The 15,656-nt window shown below is 47.3% G+C and carries 17 protein-coding genes; 12 read left to right on the forward strand and 5 right to left on the reverse strand.

Features of this window, described 5'->3' with window-relative positions; translation table 11 throughout:
• Positions 1-94: 94 nt before the first annotated feature.
• Genes KJY73_RS14940 through rfbB form a run of 5 tightly spaced genes read left to right on the forward strand, consistent with a single transcriptional unit; the run spans position 95 to position 4,924 of the window.
• Complete coding sequence (locus tag KJY73_RS14940; protein ID WP_232848616.1) at positions 95-1,435, forward strand: lipopolysaccharide biosynthesis protein; 1,341 nt, start codon at positions 95-97, stop codon at positions 1,433-1,435.
• A 49-nt stretch (positions 1,436-1,484) separates the two neighbouring features.
• Complete coding sequence (gene rfbA, locus KJY73_RS14945; RefSeq protein WP_214344497.1) at positions 1,485-2,363, forward strand: glucose-1-phosphate thymidylyltransferase RfbA; 879 nt, start codon at positions 1,485-1,487, stop codon at positions 2,361-2,363.
• Between the two features lie 7 nt (positions 2,364-2,370).
• A complete protein-coding gene (gene rfbC / locus KJY73_RS14950; RefSeq protein ID WP_214344498.1) occupies positions 2,371-2,916 on the forward strand; it encodes a dTDP-4-dehydrorhamnose 3,5-epimerase in 546 nt (181 codons plus the stop codon).
• 16 nt (positions 2,917-2,932) lie between these two features.
• On the forward strand, positions 2,933-3,796 hold the full coding sequence (gene rfbD / locus KJY73_RS14955; RefSeq protein ID WP_214344499.1) for a dTDP-4-dehydrorhamnose reductase: 864 nt from the start codon (positions 2,933-2,935) through the stop codon (positions 3,794-3,796).
• Positions 3,797-3,844: 48 nt separating this feature from the next.
• Positions 3,845-4,924: a dTDP-glucose 4,6-dehydratase gene (rfbB, locus tag KJY73_RS14960; protein WP_214344500.1), complete on the forward strand. Its 1,080-nt coding sequence runs from the start codon at positions 3,845-3,847 to the stop codon at positions 4,922-4,924.
• A 69-nt stretch (positions 4,925-4,993) separates the two neighbouring features.
• Here the strand turns inward: rfbB and KJY73_RS14965 are convergent, their stop codons facing one another.
• Genes KJY73_RS14965 through KJY73_RS14985 form a run of 5 tightly spaced genes read right to left on the reverse strand, consistent with a single transcriptional unit; the run spans position 4,994 to position 9,487 of the window.
• Complete coding sequence (locus KJY73_RS14965) at positions 4,994-5,431, reverse strand: hypothetical protein (protein ID WP_214344501.1); 438 nt, start codon at positions 5,429-5,431, stop codon at positions 4,994-4,996.
• A gap of 46 nt (positions 5,432-5,477) precedes the next feature.
• Complete coding sequence (locus tag KJY73_RS14970; protein ID WP_214344502.1) at positions 5,478-7,604, reverse strand: type II and III secretion system protein; 2,127 nt, start codon at positions 7,602-7,604, stop codon at positions 5,478-5,480.
• 14 nt (positions 7,605-7,618) lie between these two features.
• The gene (locus tag KJY73_RS14975) at positions 7,619-8,098 is read right to left on the reverse strand and encodes a hypothetical protein (protein ID WP_214344503.1); all 480 of its coding nucleotides are present in this window, start codon (positions 8,096-8,098) and stop codon (positions 7,619-7,621) included.
• Entirely contained in the window at positions 8,091-8,669 is a 579-nt protein-coding gene (locus KJY73_RS14980) for a hypothetical protein (RefSeq protein ID WP_214344504.1), read from the reverse strand. Before KJY73_RS14980 ends, KJY73_RS14975 begins: the two co-directional genes overlap by 8 nt.
• Positions 8,666-9,487 (reverse strand): hypothetical protein, encoded by an 822-nt coding sequence (locus KJY73_RS14985; protein WP_206594267.1) that lies wholly within the window; start codon positions 9,485-9,487, stop codon positions 8,666-8,668. The genes KJY73_RS14980 and KJY73_RS14985 overlap by 4 nt, the downstream gene beginning before the upstream one ends.
• A 248-nt stretch (positions 9,488-9,735) precedes the next feature.
• On the opposite strand from KJY73_RS14985, the gene KJY73_RS14990 reads away from it, so the two are divergent.
• Genes KJY73_RS14990 through KJY73_RS15020 form a run of 7 tightly spaced genes read left to right on the forward strand, consistent with a single transcriptional unit; the run spans position 9,736 to position 15,410 of the window.
• Positions 9,736-11,424 (forward strand): GspE/PulE family protein, encoded by a 1,689-nt coding sequence (locus tag KJY73_RS14990; protein ID WP_232848617.1) that lies wholly within the window; start codon positions 9,736-9,738, stop codon positions 11,422-11,424.
• On the forward strand, positions 11,421-12,611 hold the full coding sequence (locus KJY73_RS14995; protein WP_214344505.1) for a type II secretion system F family protein: 1,191 nt from the start codon (positions 11,421-11,423) through the stop codon (positions 12,609-12,611). Before KJY73_RS14990 ends, KJY73_RS14995 begins: the two co-directional genes overlap by 4 nt.
• A gap of 15 nt (positions 12,612-12,626) precedes the next feature.
• On the forward strand, positions 12,627-13,046 hold the full coding sequence (gspG, locus tag KJY73_RS15000) for a type II secretion system major pseudopilin GspG (protein WP_214344506.1): 420 nt from the start codon (positions 12,627-12,629) through the stop codon (positions 13,044-13,046).
• Entirely contained in the window at positions 13,015-13,413 is a 399-nt protein-coding gene (locus KJY73_RS15005; RefSeq protein ID WP_214344507.1) for a prepilin-type N-terminal cleavage/methylation domain-containing protein, read from the forward strand. The genes gspG and KJY73_RS15005 overlap by 32 nt, the downstream gene beginning before the upstream one ends.
• Complete coding sequence (locus KJY73_RS15010) at positions 13,397-13,825, forward strand: PulJ/GspJ family protein (protein WP_214344508.1); 429 nt, start codon at positions 13,397-13,399, stop codon at positions 13,823-13,825. The genes KJY73_RS15005 and KJY73_RS15010 overlap by 17 nt, the downstream gene beginning before the upstream one ends.
• Positions 13,826-14,470, forward strand: a complete 645-nt coding sequence (locus KJY73_RS15015; RefSeq protein ID WP_214344509.1) for a PulJ/GspJ family protein — start codon at positions 13,826-13,828, stop codon at positions 14,468-14,470.
• Positions 14,454-15,410 carry a hypothetical protein gene (locus tag KJY73_RS15020; protein ID WP_214344510.1) on the forward strand — a complete coding sequence of 319 codons (957 nt, stop codon included), beginning with the start codon at positions 14,454-14,456 and terminating at the stop codon, positions 15,408-15,410. Before KJY73_RS15015 ends, KJY73_RS15020 begins: the two co-directional genes overlap by 17 nt.
• Positions 15,411-15,656: the final 246 nt, after the last annotated feature.

Consider the following 15,656-nt stretch of genomic DNA (forward strand, 5'->3'; position numbering starts at 1 on the left):
CAAAGAATCACAACGAGAATTAGAGCTACGGTTAGATGAATTCCGACGGGAATCCCTTGCAGAGGGGGATTGGCGACGCCCTGTAAGGCTTTCTATGGCTGCTGGGAAATTAAAAGATACGGATCCTGCGCTAGCGCTAAGAATCTATCAACGAGTGCGGGTGCTGCAGCCAGACTCTGCCGTGGTTCGCAAACATATCAAAGAGTTAAACGCCTTACTGCGCAGAACCAAGCCAGAGTTGATGCGCAGTTCTTCTAATGAAAACACCACACCAGAGCAACAAAGCCCTGTTGAGCAGATAACGCCTGAGCTTTCAATGCAAGAGCGTGTTAAGGCCTTTCTGAAAACCCCACTGTCTCTGGCGGTGTTTCTGCCATTCGTTATTTTTGCATTTTATCAGTTGGTTTGGGCCAGTGACATGTATGAAAGTCAAAGCCAATTGATTATTCAGCAGCCCAGCGGGGTAAGTACTCTCGACCCTTCTATGGCTTTATTGTCTGGCCTGACAGGCAAAAGTAGTAGCCCGGATACTGAATTGGTTAAAACCTACATTCACTCAAGTGATTTGTTGGCTTATCTGGAAAACGAAATAAAGTTTACCGCCTATTTCAGTGGTTCTGATGCCGATATGTTTAGTCGTTTATCCACGGACGCCAGTCTCGAAGACAGGTTGTCTTACTATCAAAAGCGTATAAGTGTGGAAGTGGATGATGCATCCAAAGTTATTACGCTTAAGGCGCAGGCCTTTGATCCTGAATATGCGCATCTGTTATCAAATACTATTGTTCAGCGCGCAGAGTGGTATATCAATAAGATAGGTAATCAATTGGCTGAAGCACAATTGCAGTTTGTTAAGAAAGAACACGAACAGGTAGAGGCCAGATTACAGAAGGCAAAACAGGACCTGCTGATTTTTCAACGAGAGTATAATTTACTTGATCCCATTGCCGAAGGAATGGCGCTTCAGCAAATTACCTATGCGCTAGAAGGGCAAATTGCTGCTAAAGAAGCTGAGCTCAGAACGCTGAAAGGGAGTATGAGCGAAAATGCATCTGCGGTTATACAGACCCGTGAACAACTGCAAAGTCTGAAATTACAGCTTAAACAGGAACGCGACAGGTTGACGCGCAATGATGGTCTCTCTCTAGGTGCTGATTCAATGGGCGTGAATGAAATTCAAGCCAGATTCAGTAGCCTGAAGACTGAACTGGAATTTGCACTGGAAGCGCTTTCCGCCTCTTTAGTGTCGTTGGAAAAATCAAGGATAGAAGCTTATCGTCAGCTCAAATATCTGGTTATCGTTGAATCACCAACCTTACCTGAAGAAGCGAAATATCCCCGTGTTTTACACAACCTAACGCTATTTCTGGCGGTGGCCTTTATGCTCTTTGGTATTGCCAAAATCATCCTGGCTACTGTAGAGGAATTACGTTGACACTATATTCATTAATTCATTCATATTTAAGTTAATTGGGTAACTGATAATGCGCAAAGGTATTGTGCTGGCCGGAGGGTCTGGGACACGTTTACATCCTCTGACTAGTGTCGTCAGCAAACAACTTATGCCGGTTTACGATAAACCGATGATTTACTACCCCATATCCACTCTAATGTTAGCGGGTATCCGCGATATATTAATCATCACCACCCCTGAGGAGCAAAGCAGGTTTAGTGCTTTATTAGGTGACGGTAGTCAATGGGGGGTTAATTTTAGTTATGTTGCACAACCTTCTCCAGACGGCCTGGCACAGGCCTTTATATTGGGTGAGGAGTTTATTGCAAATGACCCTTGTACTTTGATTCTTGGAGACAATATTTACTACGGCCACGATTTACAGCTTTCTCTTTTGAATGCCGCCAAGCGGGACTCGGGCGCCACAGTGTTTGGTTATCACGTCAATGATCCTCAGCGATATGGTGTGGTTGATTTTGATGACGACTGGAATGCTCTTTCTATTGAAGAGAAACCGGTGCAGCCTAAATCGAGCTATGCCGTGACCGGTTTGTATTTCTATGACAATGATGTGGTTCAGCTTGCCAAGCAGGTAAAGCCGTCTAAAAGAAATGAGCTGGAGATAACCGATTTGAATTCGTTGTATCTTCAGGCGGGTAAGCTCAGTGTCGAACTGTTGGGCAGAGGGTCTGCTTGGCTTGATACCGGTACCTTGGATAGTCTGTTAGATGCCGCTAACTTTATTGCCGCCATTGAGAAGAGGCAGGGCCTGAAAATAAGTTGTCCGGAAGAAATTGCTTTTAGGAAGGGCTACATCAGCGCCGAGCAATTGGAAGCTTTAGCCCGTCCCCTGATAAAGAGTGGGTATGGTATGTACCTCATGAAAATACTGCACGACAAGGTGAAATAGGTCCACTATGCAAGTTATAGAAACCGCAATTCCTGAGGTCAAAATTCTCGAGCCACGTTTGTTTGGTGATGAGCGGGGATTTTTTATGGAAACCTTTCGTGATGATTGGTTTCGTCAGCATTGTGCTGATGTGCAATTTGTTCAGGATAATCATAGTCGTTCGTCTCAAGGGATCTTAAGAGGACTTCATTATCAGACACAGCAAACGCAAGGAAAATTGGTGCGAGTTGTGGCGGGCGAAGTGTATGACGTGGCTGTTGATGTTAGAAGAGATTCACCAACATTCGGTCAGTGGGTGGGGGTTTACCTTAGCGAGCAGAATAAGCGCCAGTTATGGGTTCCTGCTGGATTTGCACATGGGTTTTATGTTACCAGCCAATTCGCAGAATTTGTTTATAAGTGTACAGATTATTATCACCCCGAGTCTGAGGTCAGCATCAAATATGATGACCCTTCATTACAGATCGACTGGCCTCTTCTTGATGGGGTAGCAGTCTCACTGTCTGCGAAGGACCGTGACGGTGTATTGTTTGCTGAGGCGCCAAGCCTCTGATTGTTGAGATGCAAATATGTTTGTAGTTATCGGTAAGCAAGGGCAATTGGCTCAGGAACTAGCAGCACGCTTGAACGACAGGGCTATCTGCCTGGGCCGCAATGAGATTGATCTCGGTAGCATGCGAGGCATTGAGGAAGCGTTGGCTGGGTGCTCTATCGATGCGATTATCAATGCCTCGGCCTACACTGCGGTAGACCGGGCGGAAAGTGAGGCGGATTTAGCCTATTTGATCAATCAAACTGCCGTGGGCAATCTGGCGCGCTATGCTAAAGCGCATTCTGTTCACTTGGTACATGTTTCCACCGATTATGTCTTCTCAGGGCAAAAGGGCAGCCCTTATTTGCCAACAGATGAACTCGCCCCTTTAGGGGTTTATGGGGCTAGCAAGGCTGCGGGTGAAAAAGAATTGCATGCCGTCATACCTGAAGGTGGCTGTATTCTGCGTACCAGTTGGGTGTACTCAAGGTTTGGTAACAATTTTGTCAAAACCATGCTGCGCTTGATGCAGGAGCGGGACGCGCTCTCTGTCGTTGATGACCAAATCGGTTCCCCAACAGAAGCATCAGGCTTAGCGCGGGCTTGTATTGAAGCGGCAGAAAGAAAGTTGTCGGGGGTTTATCACTACACGGATGAAGGCGTTGCAAGTTGGTATGATTTTGCCAATGCCATTCAGGATATTGCTCTGGAATATCGTATTTTACATAAGCGAATTCCTATTACTCCTATTCCGAGCGCGGCTTTCCCTACGCCGGCAAAACGCCCCAATTATAGTGTGCTTGATAAGCAGTCCTTGCGTGCCACATTCACAGGATTGTGTGGGCGTCATTGGCGGGAGCCGCTAAGAGATTTGCTTATCACTTTGGCTGACAAGCCCTGACGAATTGATAGCTTTTGTTTGAGACGAAGGCCCAACGAGGTAAAAAAAATGACAAGACGTATGTTGGTTACTGGGGGGGCTGGTTTTATCGGTGCCAATTTTGTGCATTACTGGCTGTCCAGACACCCACAAGATAGCGTTGTGGTGTTAGATGCGTTAACTTACGCTGGCAACGAACAAAATCTGGCCATGGTTAGTGGCGAGCCTGGGTTTAAATTTGTCAAAGGTGATATTTGTGACACGGCTTTGGTAGAAACCTTACTGAAGGAAGAGACAATTAACACTGTTGTACACTTTGCCGCGGAATCTCATGTGGACAGATCTATCAGCGGGCCTGATGCCTTTATTGAAACCAATATTCTTGGTACTTATAGTCTGCTGAAGGCATCTAAAAAGGTATGGATAGACGAACCCAAGGCAGCGGGTAAAGAAATACTCACGCATAGGTTTCATCATGTAAGCACGGATGAGGTGTATGGTAGCCTTGGACCTGAAGATCCCGCCTTTACTGAAACTACAGCATATGCGCCTAATTCGCCTTATTCAGCCAGTAAAGCTGCCAGCGATCACTTGGTCAGGGCTTATCACCACACCTACGGATTGGATGTGACGACCAGCAATTGCTCGAATAACTATGGTCCTTTCCATTTTCCTGAAAAGTTAATTCCATTGATTATTACCAATATTCTGCATGACCAGCCTTTACCGGTGTACGGCGATGGCAAACAAATCCGGGACTGGTTGTATGTTGAAGATCATGCACGGGGCATTGAGCTTGTTCTTGATAAAGGGCGGGTTGGTGAAAACTACAATATTGGCGGGCACAATGAGTGGGCCAATATCGACATCGTTCAGCTTCTGTGTCAATTGATGAATCAAGCCTTCTCTTCACGCCCCGAGTTGGCAGCCCGTTACCCCTTAGCGACGCTGGCGGCGCAAGGGCGCAGTGAAGAACTGATTCGGTACGTTACTGACCGGCCTGGGCATGATCGCCGGTATGCCATTGACGCGACAAAAACAGGTCAGGAACTCGGCTATAAACCGCAGGAGAGCTTTGCCTCAGGCATAGAGAAAACACTTAACTGGTATCTGGACAATCAATCTTGGTGGGCGCCGCTGAGAGGCTAATTTTTTTGCTCAGCAAAGAGGGTCTTTGCTGAGCATTATCTTTATTGGTGGGCAGTTAAGCGTGTCGCGTTACTTAACGATAAACTTCTGAGTCACCTTTCGTCCTTCTGCCTGATCTAAGTTTTCTGCTAGATATAATTGATCAACAGCCATTTCAACTGTTTCACCATTTACCTCAACTGATACTTGAACAGGGAAAGATACTGATAAGCGGCTTAGCACTTTTTCCCCTGATGTATAATCAACCGAGGTGGCAGCTTTCAATTCTGGGCTGCCTTCACAATGCAACTTAGTCAATACCGAGCCTGGCTGTTGGCGAGACAACTCCGTTTGTACATCCTGTGCGATGAACTGTTTGGGGTCGTCGCCTCTACCTATCAGGTGGATGATTTCTTTCACCTCGTCAGCACACTCAAAACCGGTAATCAACGGGGCCGTCTGTGGGGCCGCCCAGGAAGACCAGGATACAGTTAAAACTAACAATGCGACGTTTGCTTGGTATTTCATCATATTCCTCTTAAGCAATATCTCTGGCTACAGCCTTTGTTCAGGGTTAAAAATTGGTTGATAGCTCGTCGAATCTTTTGCGCTGAAGTTCATCTGTCAGGGCTTCCGCTTCATCAGGCGAGCTTAGTACATAAGGGATAACCATTATCATCAGTTCAGTGCGTTTTCTATCCTCGTCGTCGTTGCGGAACAACTTACCCAGCAGGGGAAGCTTGCTTAAATAGGGAACGCCTGAGTCGGTTACCGAGGCGGTTGAGCGAATAAGTCCCCCCAGCAAGACTGAGCCGCCATCCCGCAGAGACACCGTGGTGCTTATTTTCCGCTTGGAAACCGTGGGCGAGTCTATTTCACTGGTGGCATTGCCCAATGCCTCACTTAGTTCCTGGTTTATTTCAATGTCCACAAACCCTGTGGCATGTACGGTGGGGCGAACTTCCATCAATATGCCGGTGTTACGATAAGATATGTTCTGAATAATCGGCGCATCGGAGTTGGTGGTGGATTGGCTGTTTGATGTCAAAACCGGTATCTCGTCGCCAACTTCTATTTTTGCTTCCCCGCCACTTTTAACCATAATACGTGGGCGGGCACGAATAGAGGTATTCTGGTTTTTATAGAATGCACTTAATACGGCACGGGTAATACCTGCACTGTTCAGTGTTAGGTTCAGACCGGTATTGTTAATATCCAGTAAACTGTTTGGTGTGCCACTGACACTGGTATTGGCGGCTTTGCGGATCCAATCTATACCGGTTTGCTCTGTATCATCAAGTTTTACCTCGGCCAGAATAATTTCGACCATGACAGATGGTGCAGGTTTGTCTAAGCTTTTGATAATAGGGAGAATTTGCAGCCAATCTTTGCCGCTTCCGCTATACAGTATGGTATTCAAATGCTCGTCTACCGCATACTTTCCTTTGGCGTCATCATTTGATATTGCGTTGCTTTGGCTGCTTCGTTGCGATGGCTGCGAATTACCGGATGACGAAGTGCCAAGCGAAGAAGTTTCTCTTGCTGCTGCTCTGTAGCTGGCCACGCCCAGATTGTTTAATACATTCACAATGTGACTGGCTTGAGTACTCTGAACCTGATAGCTAAACAAGCCACTTTCTACCGTACTGTGGCGCTCCTTTTCCAGGGTTTTGGCCCAGTCGATGACATGGTTTAATACATCGGCAGAGCGGGCAAAAATAACTAACTGGCCAGATGAACTGAGGGGCAGAAGGCGTATCGCCGAGGCGCCATCGCCAATCCGTACTGAGTAGCCTTGACCGAGTAGCACTTTTTCTAAATCCTTGGCCAAATCATCAACAGTAGATATGTCAGGACGTATTACCCGGCTGTACATGCCATCCATAGTTGGTCTGTCGAGTAATTTAGTGGCCGCCAGTGCTTGTTCAACAATTCTTGAACTGCCTTGCAGTATCAGTGCGTTTCTGGCTGGGTCTTCTTTTACTGTCAATTCCTTGTTCGGAAACATCTGGGTTAGCCAAGAGCGCACCATTGGTGTGGTAGTGGCGACCAGTGGGTGTATGTAGAACACAGGTCGACTGGTGGCCGGTACTTCGGGCAGAGCTCTGCCGCTCACCAGCAAAGGTTGTTCGTTAGACGTTGCATTAGATGAAAAGTCAAACACCAGAACATTATCTCTGACGTAGGTAAATACACCGTAAGTTCTCAGTGTGGTGATGGCTAGATTGTACAGTTCTTTTTGGCTGACCTGTGAGGTTATCCGCATAGTTACCAGATCTGCGGCATTGCTCACACTGGGTTCAACGATAAAATTTAAACCTAATTGATTGCCAAACACTTCATTGATAAAAGTGCCCACTGGCATGTTGTTAAATGCAAGCCGACTGACTGGTTGCTCAGTTAGCCCCGGAATGACATATTCCTTTGCCTGCTCCTCAGCCAGCTCAGGGCTGAGATGCGGCGCATCAAATATCTCCATTCCTGGGCGCAGACTGGTTTCGCTTTTACTTAGTGTCGTCGCTTGATCCTGGACGGGCGTCTTGGGGTCTCTTAATGGTGTCGAGAATATTTCGTCGTCTTGTTGTGCAACCTGATAGGCCGGTCCTTTCAACGTAGCGCATGACACCAGACTCCCCAAGGTTAGGGTAACCAGCAGGGCTTTATGAATACGGTTAAACAAATAGTTATTCTTGTTTTGCATAGTAATACTTTTTCTCACTTACCTGGCTCACTCTCGATTTTTCCACTGTTCGAAGGCTCGAACAGGTACTGAGTTTGTAATTCACCTGTGTTCTGCTGTTGCCAAACGACGTAATCTCTGCCGATTTCTGCAAGAGACCAGTCAGGCAACCAATGCTCCCCTACAGTTAAGGTTACTGGCATGTTCTGTCCAGGGAGCTTAAACATTGCACTCTGAGGCGTATCAGCCACTAAAGCAATGAGTTTACCGTCTGCTATGGTAAGTGGCATCTCTGCCACTTTGGATGTGCTGTCAGGTTCTACAATTGGTGGGGAAAACTGTGAAATCCCTGTGACCGCGTCTTTCCACTGGTAGTGAAGACGACCTTTTTCACTTTCAAGAATGGATAGATCCGCTCTGGTATTTGATGCAACCTGCTGCAAGTTTCCAACCCAAGCTAACATGGAGCACGAGAACAATATAAAACCGGCCATGAAGGCGATACGATTATTCATGTTCTTGATACCTGTACAATAAATCGATCACCATATTGAGCGTATTAGACGCCTTGGGTGAATATTGGAATGAGGCTATGCGTCGATGACCCACACTGGCATCGAAAAGTGAGAGTAAGTCAACAAAATCCTGGTCAGAAAGCTGGCCGGAAATGTCAATTCGCACTGACCAGTAGTGTTGCTTTTCAGCTTCTATTGTTTCTGCACCGATTAGGTTTAAACGTTTACGGATAAGCTTTTTACCAATTAAGTCCTCGGCGTCAGCCAACGCTTTAGCTTCCGCAACGCTACCCGACACAGCAGTAGGTATTTCTTTATTAAGTTGAGCAAGATGTTGTTGGCTGCTGCTCAACAGTTCCTCGTTAAAAGGACTGTTTGCTGACTCTGTTAACCGGGCTAAAAGTCGCTGTTGAGTGTTTAAATCCTCTTTTTGATTTCCAATCTGGTCAATCAATGCTTTACCAGCAGAGAGAATCAATATCCATACAACCAGCAATAGCAGCCATTGCAGTCGTGGAGTCCGTTTCAGTTCATTGGTTAACTTGTTGCTGTCCAAATTGGGCTTTTTCACCTTTGTTTTGCCTCAATAATCCAGGCCCCGCCAGAAGAAAATGGGCGAATACTAACACTTTGCAATTCCGGGATGGTTTCTAAATCAGTAATCAGTTGGGCAATATCGATATTCTCTCCTTGTAATTCAAGCTCCATGGCTTTGTTTTGCCATCTGATTTGATTGACTTTCCAACTGCCTTGTTTATTTATTTTTTCCGCAACCAAGCCTAGCGTTTCTGGTAACTGGCCATGAATGTTGAGCCACTCGTTTATGAGCTGCACTTGCTGCTGTTGTTCTCTTAAGGCGGTCTGTTGGACTATTCGCTCGCCAGACAATTCACTGAGTCTTTCACTTTCTTGTTTGGTACTATGCTCTTGCATGCTCAGTGTCAGAAAACTTATAGCGAACCAAAGGATAAAACAGAGTAATGTGAAACCACCTATGACAAGCCAGGTCAGGGGGCTAACTAGTGTTTTCTTTAACTTTACCTCAGTTGCCCAGGGTTTATTTGTTTCAATCGCCACTGATTCCTGTGCATGACTTTTCTCATCGACTATTTCGCAAGAAACTAGGACAGCATTGTGCCAAGTTTGTTCATAGGTAAATCGTTGCCCTTTGATCACAAAATCGCCATCGGGAAGTGCTGTTTGCAAGGCCGTTTCAGGAATGCCTGAGAATGCCTGATTTGAAAACCAAATATGCAAGCCAGCAGGGCTAATATGTGAGTAGTGAAAGCCGTTAACAAAAGGGCATAGCGTTTTAATCTGGAGGCTTGTCCAGTTCTCTAACTCACTCTGTTTGAGTTGTTTTGGACGAGGACGAAAAACATAGATCATCCAATTTTCCGAGTCGCACTGATATTCTGGAGGCCATATCCACGAGCTGACGCGAGGCAAAATTGCGTCAAGCCACGTGTTAATCGAATAGGGAGTTTGCTGTTGGATCAAGCTAATTTCACTTCAATTCTAAAATCGCTGTGGTGTAATATACGCGATTAAGGTCAATAGGTTAATCGCTTCTTCGCATGGATATATGCGGTTAGCATCTACGCAAAATCACAAAAACGTGGGAGGCTGGCAAGAGTTTGGCAAGCCATATCTATAAAGATGCTGTCCATTTGGATGCACAATTATCCACTTATCTGATCGAAAAGATGTCCTTGAGTCATGAGGATATCCAAAAGGCCCAGGCAACGGCTTCTGAACTTAAGTGTTCATTGGGCGATGCGGTGTCCCGACTGGGTTTTTGTGGCGAAGATTCGTTATGGGAAGGGATTGCCAGTGTGACAGGGTTACCCCTTGTTTCAACGGTTGGTCAATGCCCTCAATCTCATCAGGTGCTTTCCACTAGTCTAATTTTGGGTATCAGCATTGATTGGTGCATGGACCATCAGGTTTTCGTATCGGCTTATGAATCTACCTTGGATTTGTACTGTGTTGATATTACCGATAAGTTCGCTCTGGGTGTGTTAGGTAATATTGCCACAAATTACCAAATTAACCTTCACTTGATGACGCCAGCTATGGCGGCGAGTTTGTCTGATGACCTTTCGCGAGAGCGAGCTGTTTCAGAATTGTTCGGCAGAAATAGTACAGATATAGCGGCACTGGCCGAAGAGGCTCCGGTTATCAATTTGGTGAACAGCATTATAGAGCGTGCTATTCAGGCAGAAGCCTCTGATATTCACATCGAGGCAGGCAGTCAATCTATGCTGGTAAGGTTCAGGGTTGATGGGCGCATGATCGAGTTTATGCAACAGCCTATGACGCGTTTCGCGGCTATTGCATCACGTATCAAGCTGATGTCGCATTTAGACATCGCGGAACGACGTCTTCCACAAGATGGTCGATTTACCACTCGTGCCAACAAGCGTGAATTTGACGTGCGGGTTTCTACCGCGCCAGATGTTCATGGTGAATCGATTGTTATGCGCTTACTGCCTAAAAAACGCGATGAACTCTCCTTGGACGGTCTTGGATTTGAATCCGATCATTTGGCGCTAATGCGTCAATGGGGCGCACTGAGCAACGGTATTGTGTTGGTTACCGGACCCACGGGGTCGGGGAAATCTACCACGCTTTACGGGCTACTGGCTGATATTCGCACCGGTCATGAAAAAATTGTGACGGTGGAAGACCCTGTGGAGTATCAGGTCGAGGGCATCACTCAGGTTCAGGCCAGACCGGACATCGGGTATACCTTCGCGAAAGCCTTAAGAACCTTTTTACGCCAAGATCCTGATGTCATCATGGTGGGGGAAATTCGTGACAAAGAAACGGCAGATATTGCCGTGCAGGCCTCCTTAACCGGTCACCTGGTATTATCAACATTACACACTAATGATGCCTGTTCGGTATTCCCTCGGCTGTCTGATATTGGCGTAGAGCCATATTTAGTGGCGGCCACTATACAAGGGGTGCAGGCCCAGCGATTGGTGCGTAAGCTGTGCAGTGAATGCAGTGAACCCACAGATGCGCCTACTTTTATCCGCCATATGGGGGAACTGCAAGGCAACTGGCGTAAGCCTGTTGGCTGCCATGCATGTCAGGGGCGCGGTTATCGCGGCCGCATTGGCGTTTATGAGCTGGTACCTGTTACTCCGGAAATGCGAGAACTCATAACCTCCAGATCGCCGGTCAGCGAGATAAGGGAGTTGGCGAGAAAAGCAGGCTGTCGAACCTTGATGGAAGATGGTTTGCTTAAAGCGTCTCGCGGCATCACCAGTGTGGATGAAGTTCTGCGGGTGTGTAGTCAGGGTGAATCTGATTCATGAAGTTTCGCTATCAGGGAATCGAAATCGCGACAGAACAGCGCGTTGAAGGTGAAATAGACGCCGTCAGCTATGCCGAAGCCATTCGACAACTGGCGGATAGGCGTATCGAAGCCTTTGCCCTGGAGGAATATACCAAACCTACCAAGCACGGGCGAAAGGTTAAAGTATCGGATTTGGTTTTGCCGCTGCAAGAACTGGCAACACTGACACAATCCGGTGTTGCTCTGATTGATGCCGTGAAGGCACTGGCACAAAACGAAGAACACCCGAACCTGGCGAGAGGGTTTGCGGCCATAGCCAGCAGAATCGAAGGTGGGGATACGCTCTCTTCCGCAATTTTGGAGTCCGGTTTACCTTTTCCTGAATACGTCGCGCATTTGGTCAGTGCGGGTGAGGCAGGGGGGCAATTGGCTGGGGCGCTATCGGACGCGTCTGCACAAATGAATTATGAGCAGTCGGTAAAAAGTGATATCCAAAGTGCATTGACATATCCATTGGTGCTGATTGGCTCAGGCTTGGTTGCCATGTTGATTATCTTTTTCGCCGTTGTACCGAAATTCAGTCATATGCTCGATGGTGACAAGGAATTACCTACTTTGGCCTTTTTGGTGTTGTCGGCTGGTCGTTCAGCAAATGAGTCTCCCCTGCTGCTGTTTGGTTTTGTGGGTGCCTTGGTTTTGCTGATTGTACTTGTCCTTGGCAACCCTAAAGTAAGACGGGCTTTGATGGACCGAATTATAGACTTACCTGTTATTGGTCCATGGTTGGCCGAACAAGATGCCGCACGCTGGGCGTCACTTTGTGCGGCTATGTTACTGGCCCGGGTAAATCTGCTTACGGCGTTAAAGCTATCTGCTGCGTCATGTGCATATACCAAGCGTCGCAAACGCGCGTTAGCCATGATCCAGGATGTGCAGGATGGGGTAACCTTTACCGAGGCCTTGAGCCGTTCCAGATTGGTACCCGGTACCTCTTTGAATTTGGTGGCGGTTGGCGATAAAACCGGTCAGTTGGCCGAGATGTTAAAGGCGGTCGCCGCGTTGCATGACACGTCATGCAAGCGACGAATGAAGCAGGTTCTCACCTTGATGGAACCCATTGCCATTTTAATTGTCGGCGTATTAATTGGCGTGATGATATTGGGTATTGTTTTGGCGATTACGGCCTCAACAGATATTGCTATTTAATTATGGGGAGTACAAATGAGTCAAAATAAACAGCGTGGGTTCACCATGATTGAATTGCTGGTGGTGCTGGTTATTCTCGGATTGTTGGCAGGCCTGGTTGGCCCGCAGTTTTTTGGCAAGGTAGACAGTTCTAAAGTACGTACAGCAGAGACTCAGGTGAAAATGCTGAAAATGGCGTTGCAGACGTATCGTCTGGATGTTGGAAGTTATCCAGCCAAACTAGTGGACCTGAGAAGTGCCCCGGCCAATGCTAAAGGCTACTGGGCCGGTCCGTATCTGGACGATGACATTCCCTTGGACCCTTGGGGCAATTCCTACCAGTACCGACTCGATAGCGCCGCTGAGCAGGGGTTTTACCTATACAGTCTCGGCGCTGATGGTGTTGAAGGAGGCGAAGAGCTTAATGCCGAAGTTGGTTACTTCCCTGCGAAATAGCCCGGGTTTTACCATGATCGAGTTGCTGGTGACTTTGGTGCTGCTCGGGTTGATTGTCGCTGTTGTGGCGCCCGGGATGGATGCCTGGTTGATGGCTCGCGAAGCGGCCGCTCAGCGTGCGATGGTCGCCGGTAAACTCATGTTGTTGCCTCTAGAGGCTAATCGCAGCGGCCAGACAATCCGCATTAACAGTGCCACAGACCTTGGACTCAATGATGTGGCATTGAAATTTGAACCTGCCATCGAAGTAAACAGCAATGGGTATTGTCGTGGCGGGGCATTTACCCTGACACAAGGGCAGCGCGCCTATCACTTTGAAGTGCTGCCTCCATTTTGTGAAGTGAAGCAACGTGACGTCAACTCCTAAGGGGTTTTCCCTCATCGAGGCACTGGTTGCATTGGTCATATTGTCTCTGGTGTTTAGTGCTGTGTGGGGATGGTTTGGCACTGCTGCAACCTCAACCGTCAGAATTCAGCATGCGACTTCGTTGCCAAATCTGTTTAACCAGTTCACCCAGTATCTGGAACTAGAGGATTTGCGCCAGACGCGCTCGGGAAGTTACCTGATCGGTAACTATCAAGTGGACTGGCAGGCGTCTGTTGCCAAGCAATCATCCACGGAAAGTCACCGCCGGCAACCCGCGTGGATTGTTGCCCTGTTTGATGTGCAGGCCGATGTTCTAAAAGATGGCAGAGCCGTCTCGGCCTTTTCTACCCAAGTGGTTAAACAGTGGCGTGACCCCAATTATGTCGAGCCCCTAATGTCCCAGGACCAATAAATGCAAAGGGTTATGTTTGACAGGTTGAAGTTGCTACGCAGCCAGTATCCTAGCTCGCGGTCTGTTAATCAGGGCGGATTTACCTTGATAGAAATGCTGGTTGTGTTGGTCATTTTGGCGATGACCACAACCTTGCTGGCCCAGGGACTTGCCACCACCTGGCGCAATTTTGAGAAAATGGATGCAAAGATATTGGTTCAATCCAGTGCAGATTTACCGGTAGTCTGGTTTCAACAGAGCATTCGCGGGGCTGTGCTTTATCATCCCTATATCGCCAATGCCAAAGGACTGAAAAACTCATTTGAGTTTGTCAGCTCTGCACTACCTGATGACAGTGCGCATATTCCCCAAGGCATGTCCTGGCAGATAGTGGCTGACAATAACTACTGGTATCTGCAGTGGCTGAATCAAAACAACCCGCAACTTGCCGTAGAGATTCAACGATTCGATCAGTCTGCCCGTTTTGAATATCTGATTGAAGATAGCTGGCAATCGGAATTCTTACCTGATACGGCAGTGCTTCCGCGAGCGGTTAGAATTGTTAATGGGGACATTGTCTGGGCGGTGGCCGTAATCGGTCGACCGCAAATTGCGGATATGCCTCCGGAACTTCAGGCCTTTGGCATCTATGAGTTTGGAAGCTGAGTTGATGGCTCGGGACCGGCAACAAGGAGCGGCATTGCTGGCAGTGTTGATTGTGTCTGTTGTATTGGTGACTTTGTTGGGAGCATCGTCTGTATTGCTCAATAGTCGTTTGCAGATTGCTGAAGCATCTAAAGCGAGAATGGCAGCCGACGCCAAAGCGTACGCCAAAATCAATCAACTTATCTATTTGCTGTCAACGCAGCGTCGCACTGTGGCTGGGGTAAGCCAGGGAATAGCTACAAAGACCGCTCAGACCAATGAAGATGGTCTGTATCTGCAGCCCATCGCCGGGGATGAACTTCGTACAGACGGATTTTTATACCAAGAGCAGGACATAGAATTTTCTATTCAGAATGAGGATGGCCTGCTACCTATTAATTCTTCTTTCCAATATTGGTTAAAACTCTGGTTAAAAAATACCGGTTACAGTCTCAGTGAACAAAGCTATTTTGCCGACAGACTTGCAGACTACGCGGACGGTGACGATTGGCAACGCCCGGCTGGGGCGGAAAAGGCCACTTATCTGCTGCAAGATAAGATGTTACCTATGAATTTTTTATTACAGCAATGCTCAGAATTAGCGCAGGTGTCAATGTGGGATGCTTTGGTGACAAATCATCCGCAGATCCTGGCACATTGCAGTTTGCGTCGAAGTCCGCGACTGAATATCAACGCCATCCCGATATCATTGTGGCAAAAACTCTGGCCTGGCTCAGTACAAAGGTTAACCGAAGCAAGAGCGCGGGGTCGCTGGCTGATAACCTATCAGGACAGTTATTTAATTGAACCTGCACTGGCCCTGATCCCCGAAGAATATTATTCGCCACTGGGCGGTGAACGCTATATTTTAAGCGTGACAGCAAAAGGCAACACGCAAAAAATCAGTGTTGAAATTGGCGAAAAAAATAACCGTCCTTTTACACGGCGGGCTATTTATTAATCAGTCAGATTGTTGATGCAATTTATCCGCACTTATAAATCCGCATAACCTATGAGATTTATTACAGAATTTATCACTTTGTTGCATTGATAATTATATTTGCTGATAAATTAAGCAAGTGGCTGAAAAGCCTGTAAACAAAAGGCCAGTGCCATTGTAGTTCGGGCAAATTTACACTATAGTTGCGCCTTCGGTGGGGGCATGCTAAAACTTACCTCGTCAGCTCAATCGGTAAGTTAGTGTTAA

It is taken from the genome of Bowmanella yangjiangensis (assembly GCF_018531185.1).
Lineage (GTDB): Bacteria > Pseudomonadota > Gammaproteobacteria > Enterobacterales > Alteromonadaceae > Bowmanella > Bowmanella yangjiangensis.

Bases quoted from the DNA above. Each gene is read 5' to 3' on its own strand.
- KJY73_RS14940 (WP_232848616.1), top strand. From the start codon at position 95: ATGGCTGCTGGGAAATTAAAAGATACGGATCCTGCGCTAGCGCTAAGA.
- rfbA (WP_214344497.1), top strand. From the start codon at position 1,485: ATGCGCAAAGGTATTGTGCTGGCCGGAGGGTCTGGGACACGTTTACAT.
- rfbC (WP_214344498.1), top strand. From the start codon at position 2,371: ATGCAAGTTATAGAAACCGCAATTCCTGAGGTCAAAATTCTCGAGCCA.
- rfbD (WP_214344499.1), top strand. From the start codon at position 2,933: ATGTTTGTAGTTATCGGTAAGCAAGGGCAATTGGCTCAGGAACTAGCA.
- rfbB (WP_214344500.1), top strand. From the start codon at position 3,845: ATGACAAGACGTATGTTGGTTACTGGGGGGGCTGGTTTTATCGGTGCC.
- KJY73_RS14965 (WP_214344501.1), bottom strand. From the start codon at position 5,431: ATGAAATACCAAGCAAACGTCGCATTGTTAGTTTTAACTGTATCCTGG.
- KJY73_RS14970 (WP_214344502.1), bottom strand. From the start codon at position 7,604: ATGCAAAACAAGAATAACTATTTGTTTAACCGTATTCATAAAGCCCTG.
- KJY73_RS14975 (WP_214344503.1), bottom strand. From the start codon at position 8,098: ATGAATAATCGTATCGCCTTCATGGCCGGTTTTATATTGTTCTCGTGC.
- KJY73_RS14985 (WP_206594267.1), bottom strand. From the start codon at position 9,487: ATGATCTATGTTTTTCGTCCTCGTCCAAAACAACTCAAACAGAGTGAG.
- KJY73_RS14995 (WP_214344505.1), top strand. From the start codon at position 11,421: ATGAAGTTTCGCTATCAGGGAATCGAAATCGCGACAGAACAGCGCGTT.
- gspG (WP_214344506.1), top strand. From the start codon at position 12,627: ATGAGTCAAAATAAACAGCGTGGGTTCACCATGATTGAATTGCTGGTG.
- KJY73_RS15005 (WP_214344507.1), top strand. From the start codon at position 13,015: ATGCCGAAGTTGGTTACTTCCCTGCGAAATAGCCCGGGTTTTACCATG.
- KJY73_RS15015 (WP_214344509.1), top strand. From the start codon at position 13,826: ATGCAAAGGGTTATGTTTGACAGGTTGAAGTTGCTACGCAGCCAGTAT.
- KJY73_RS15020 (WP_214344510.1), top strand. From the start codon at position 14,454: ATGAGTTTGGAAGCTGAGTTGATGGCTCGGGACCGGCAACAAGGAGCG.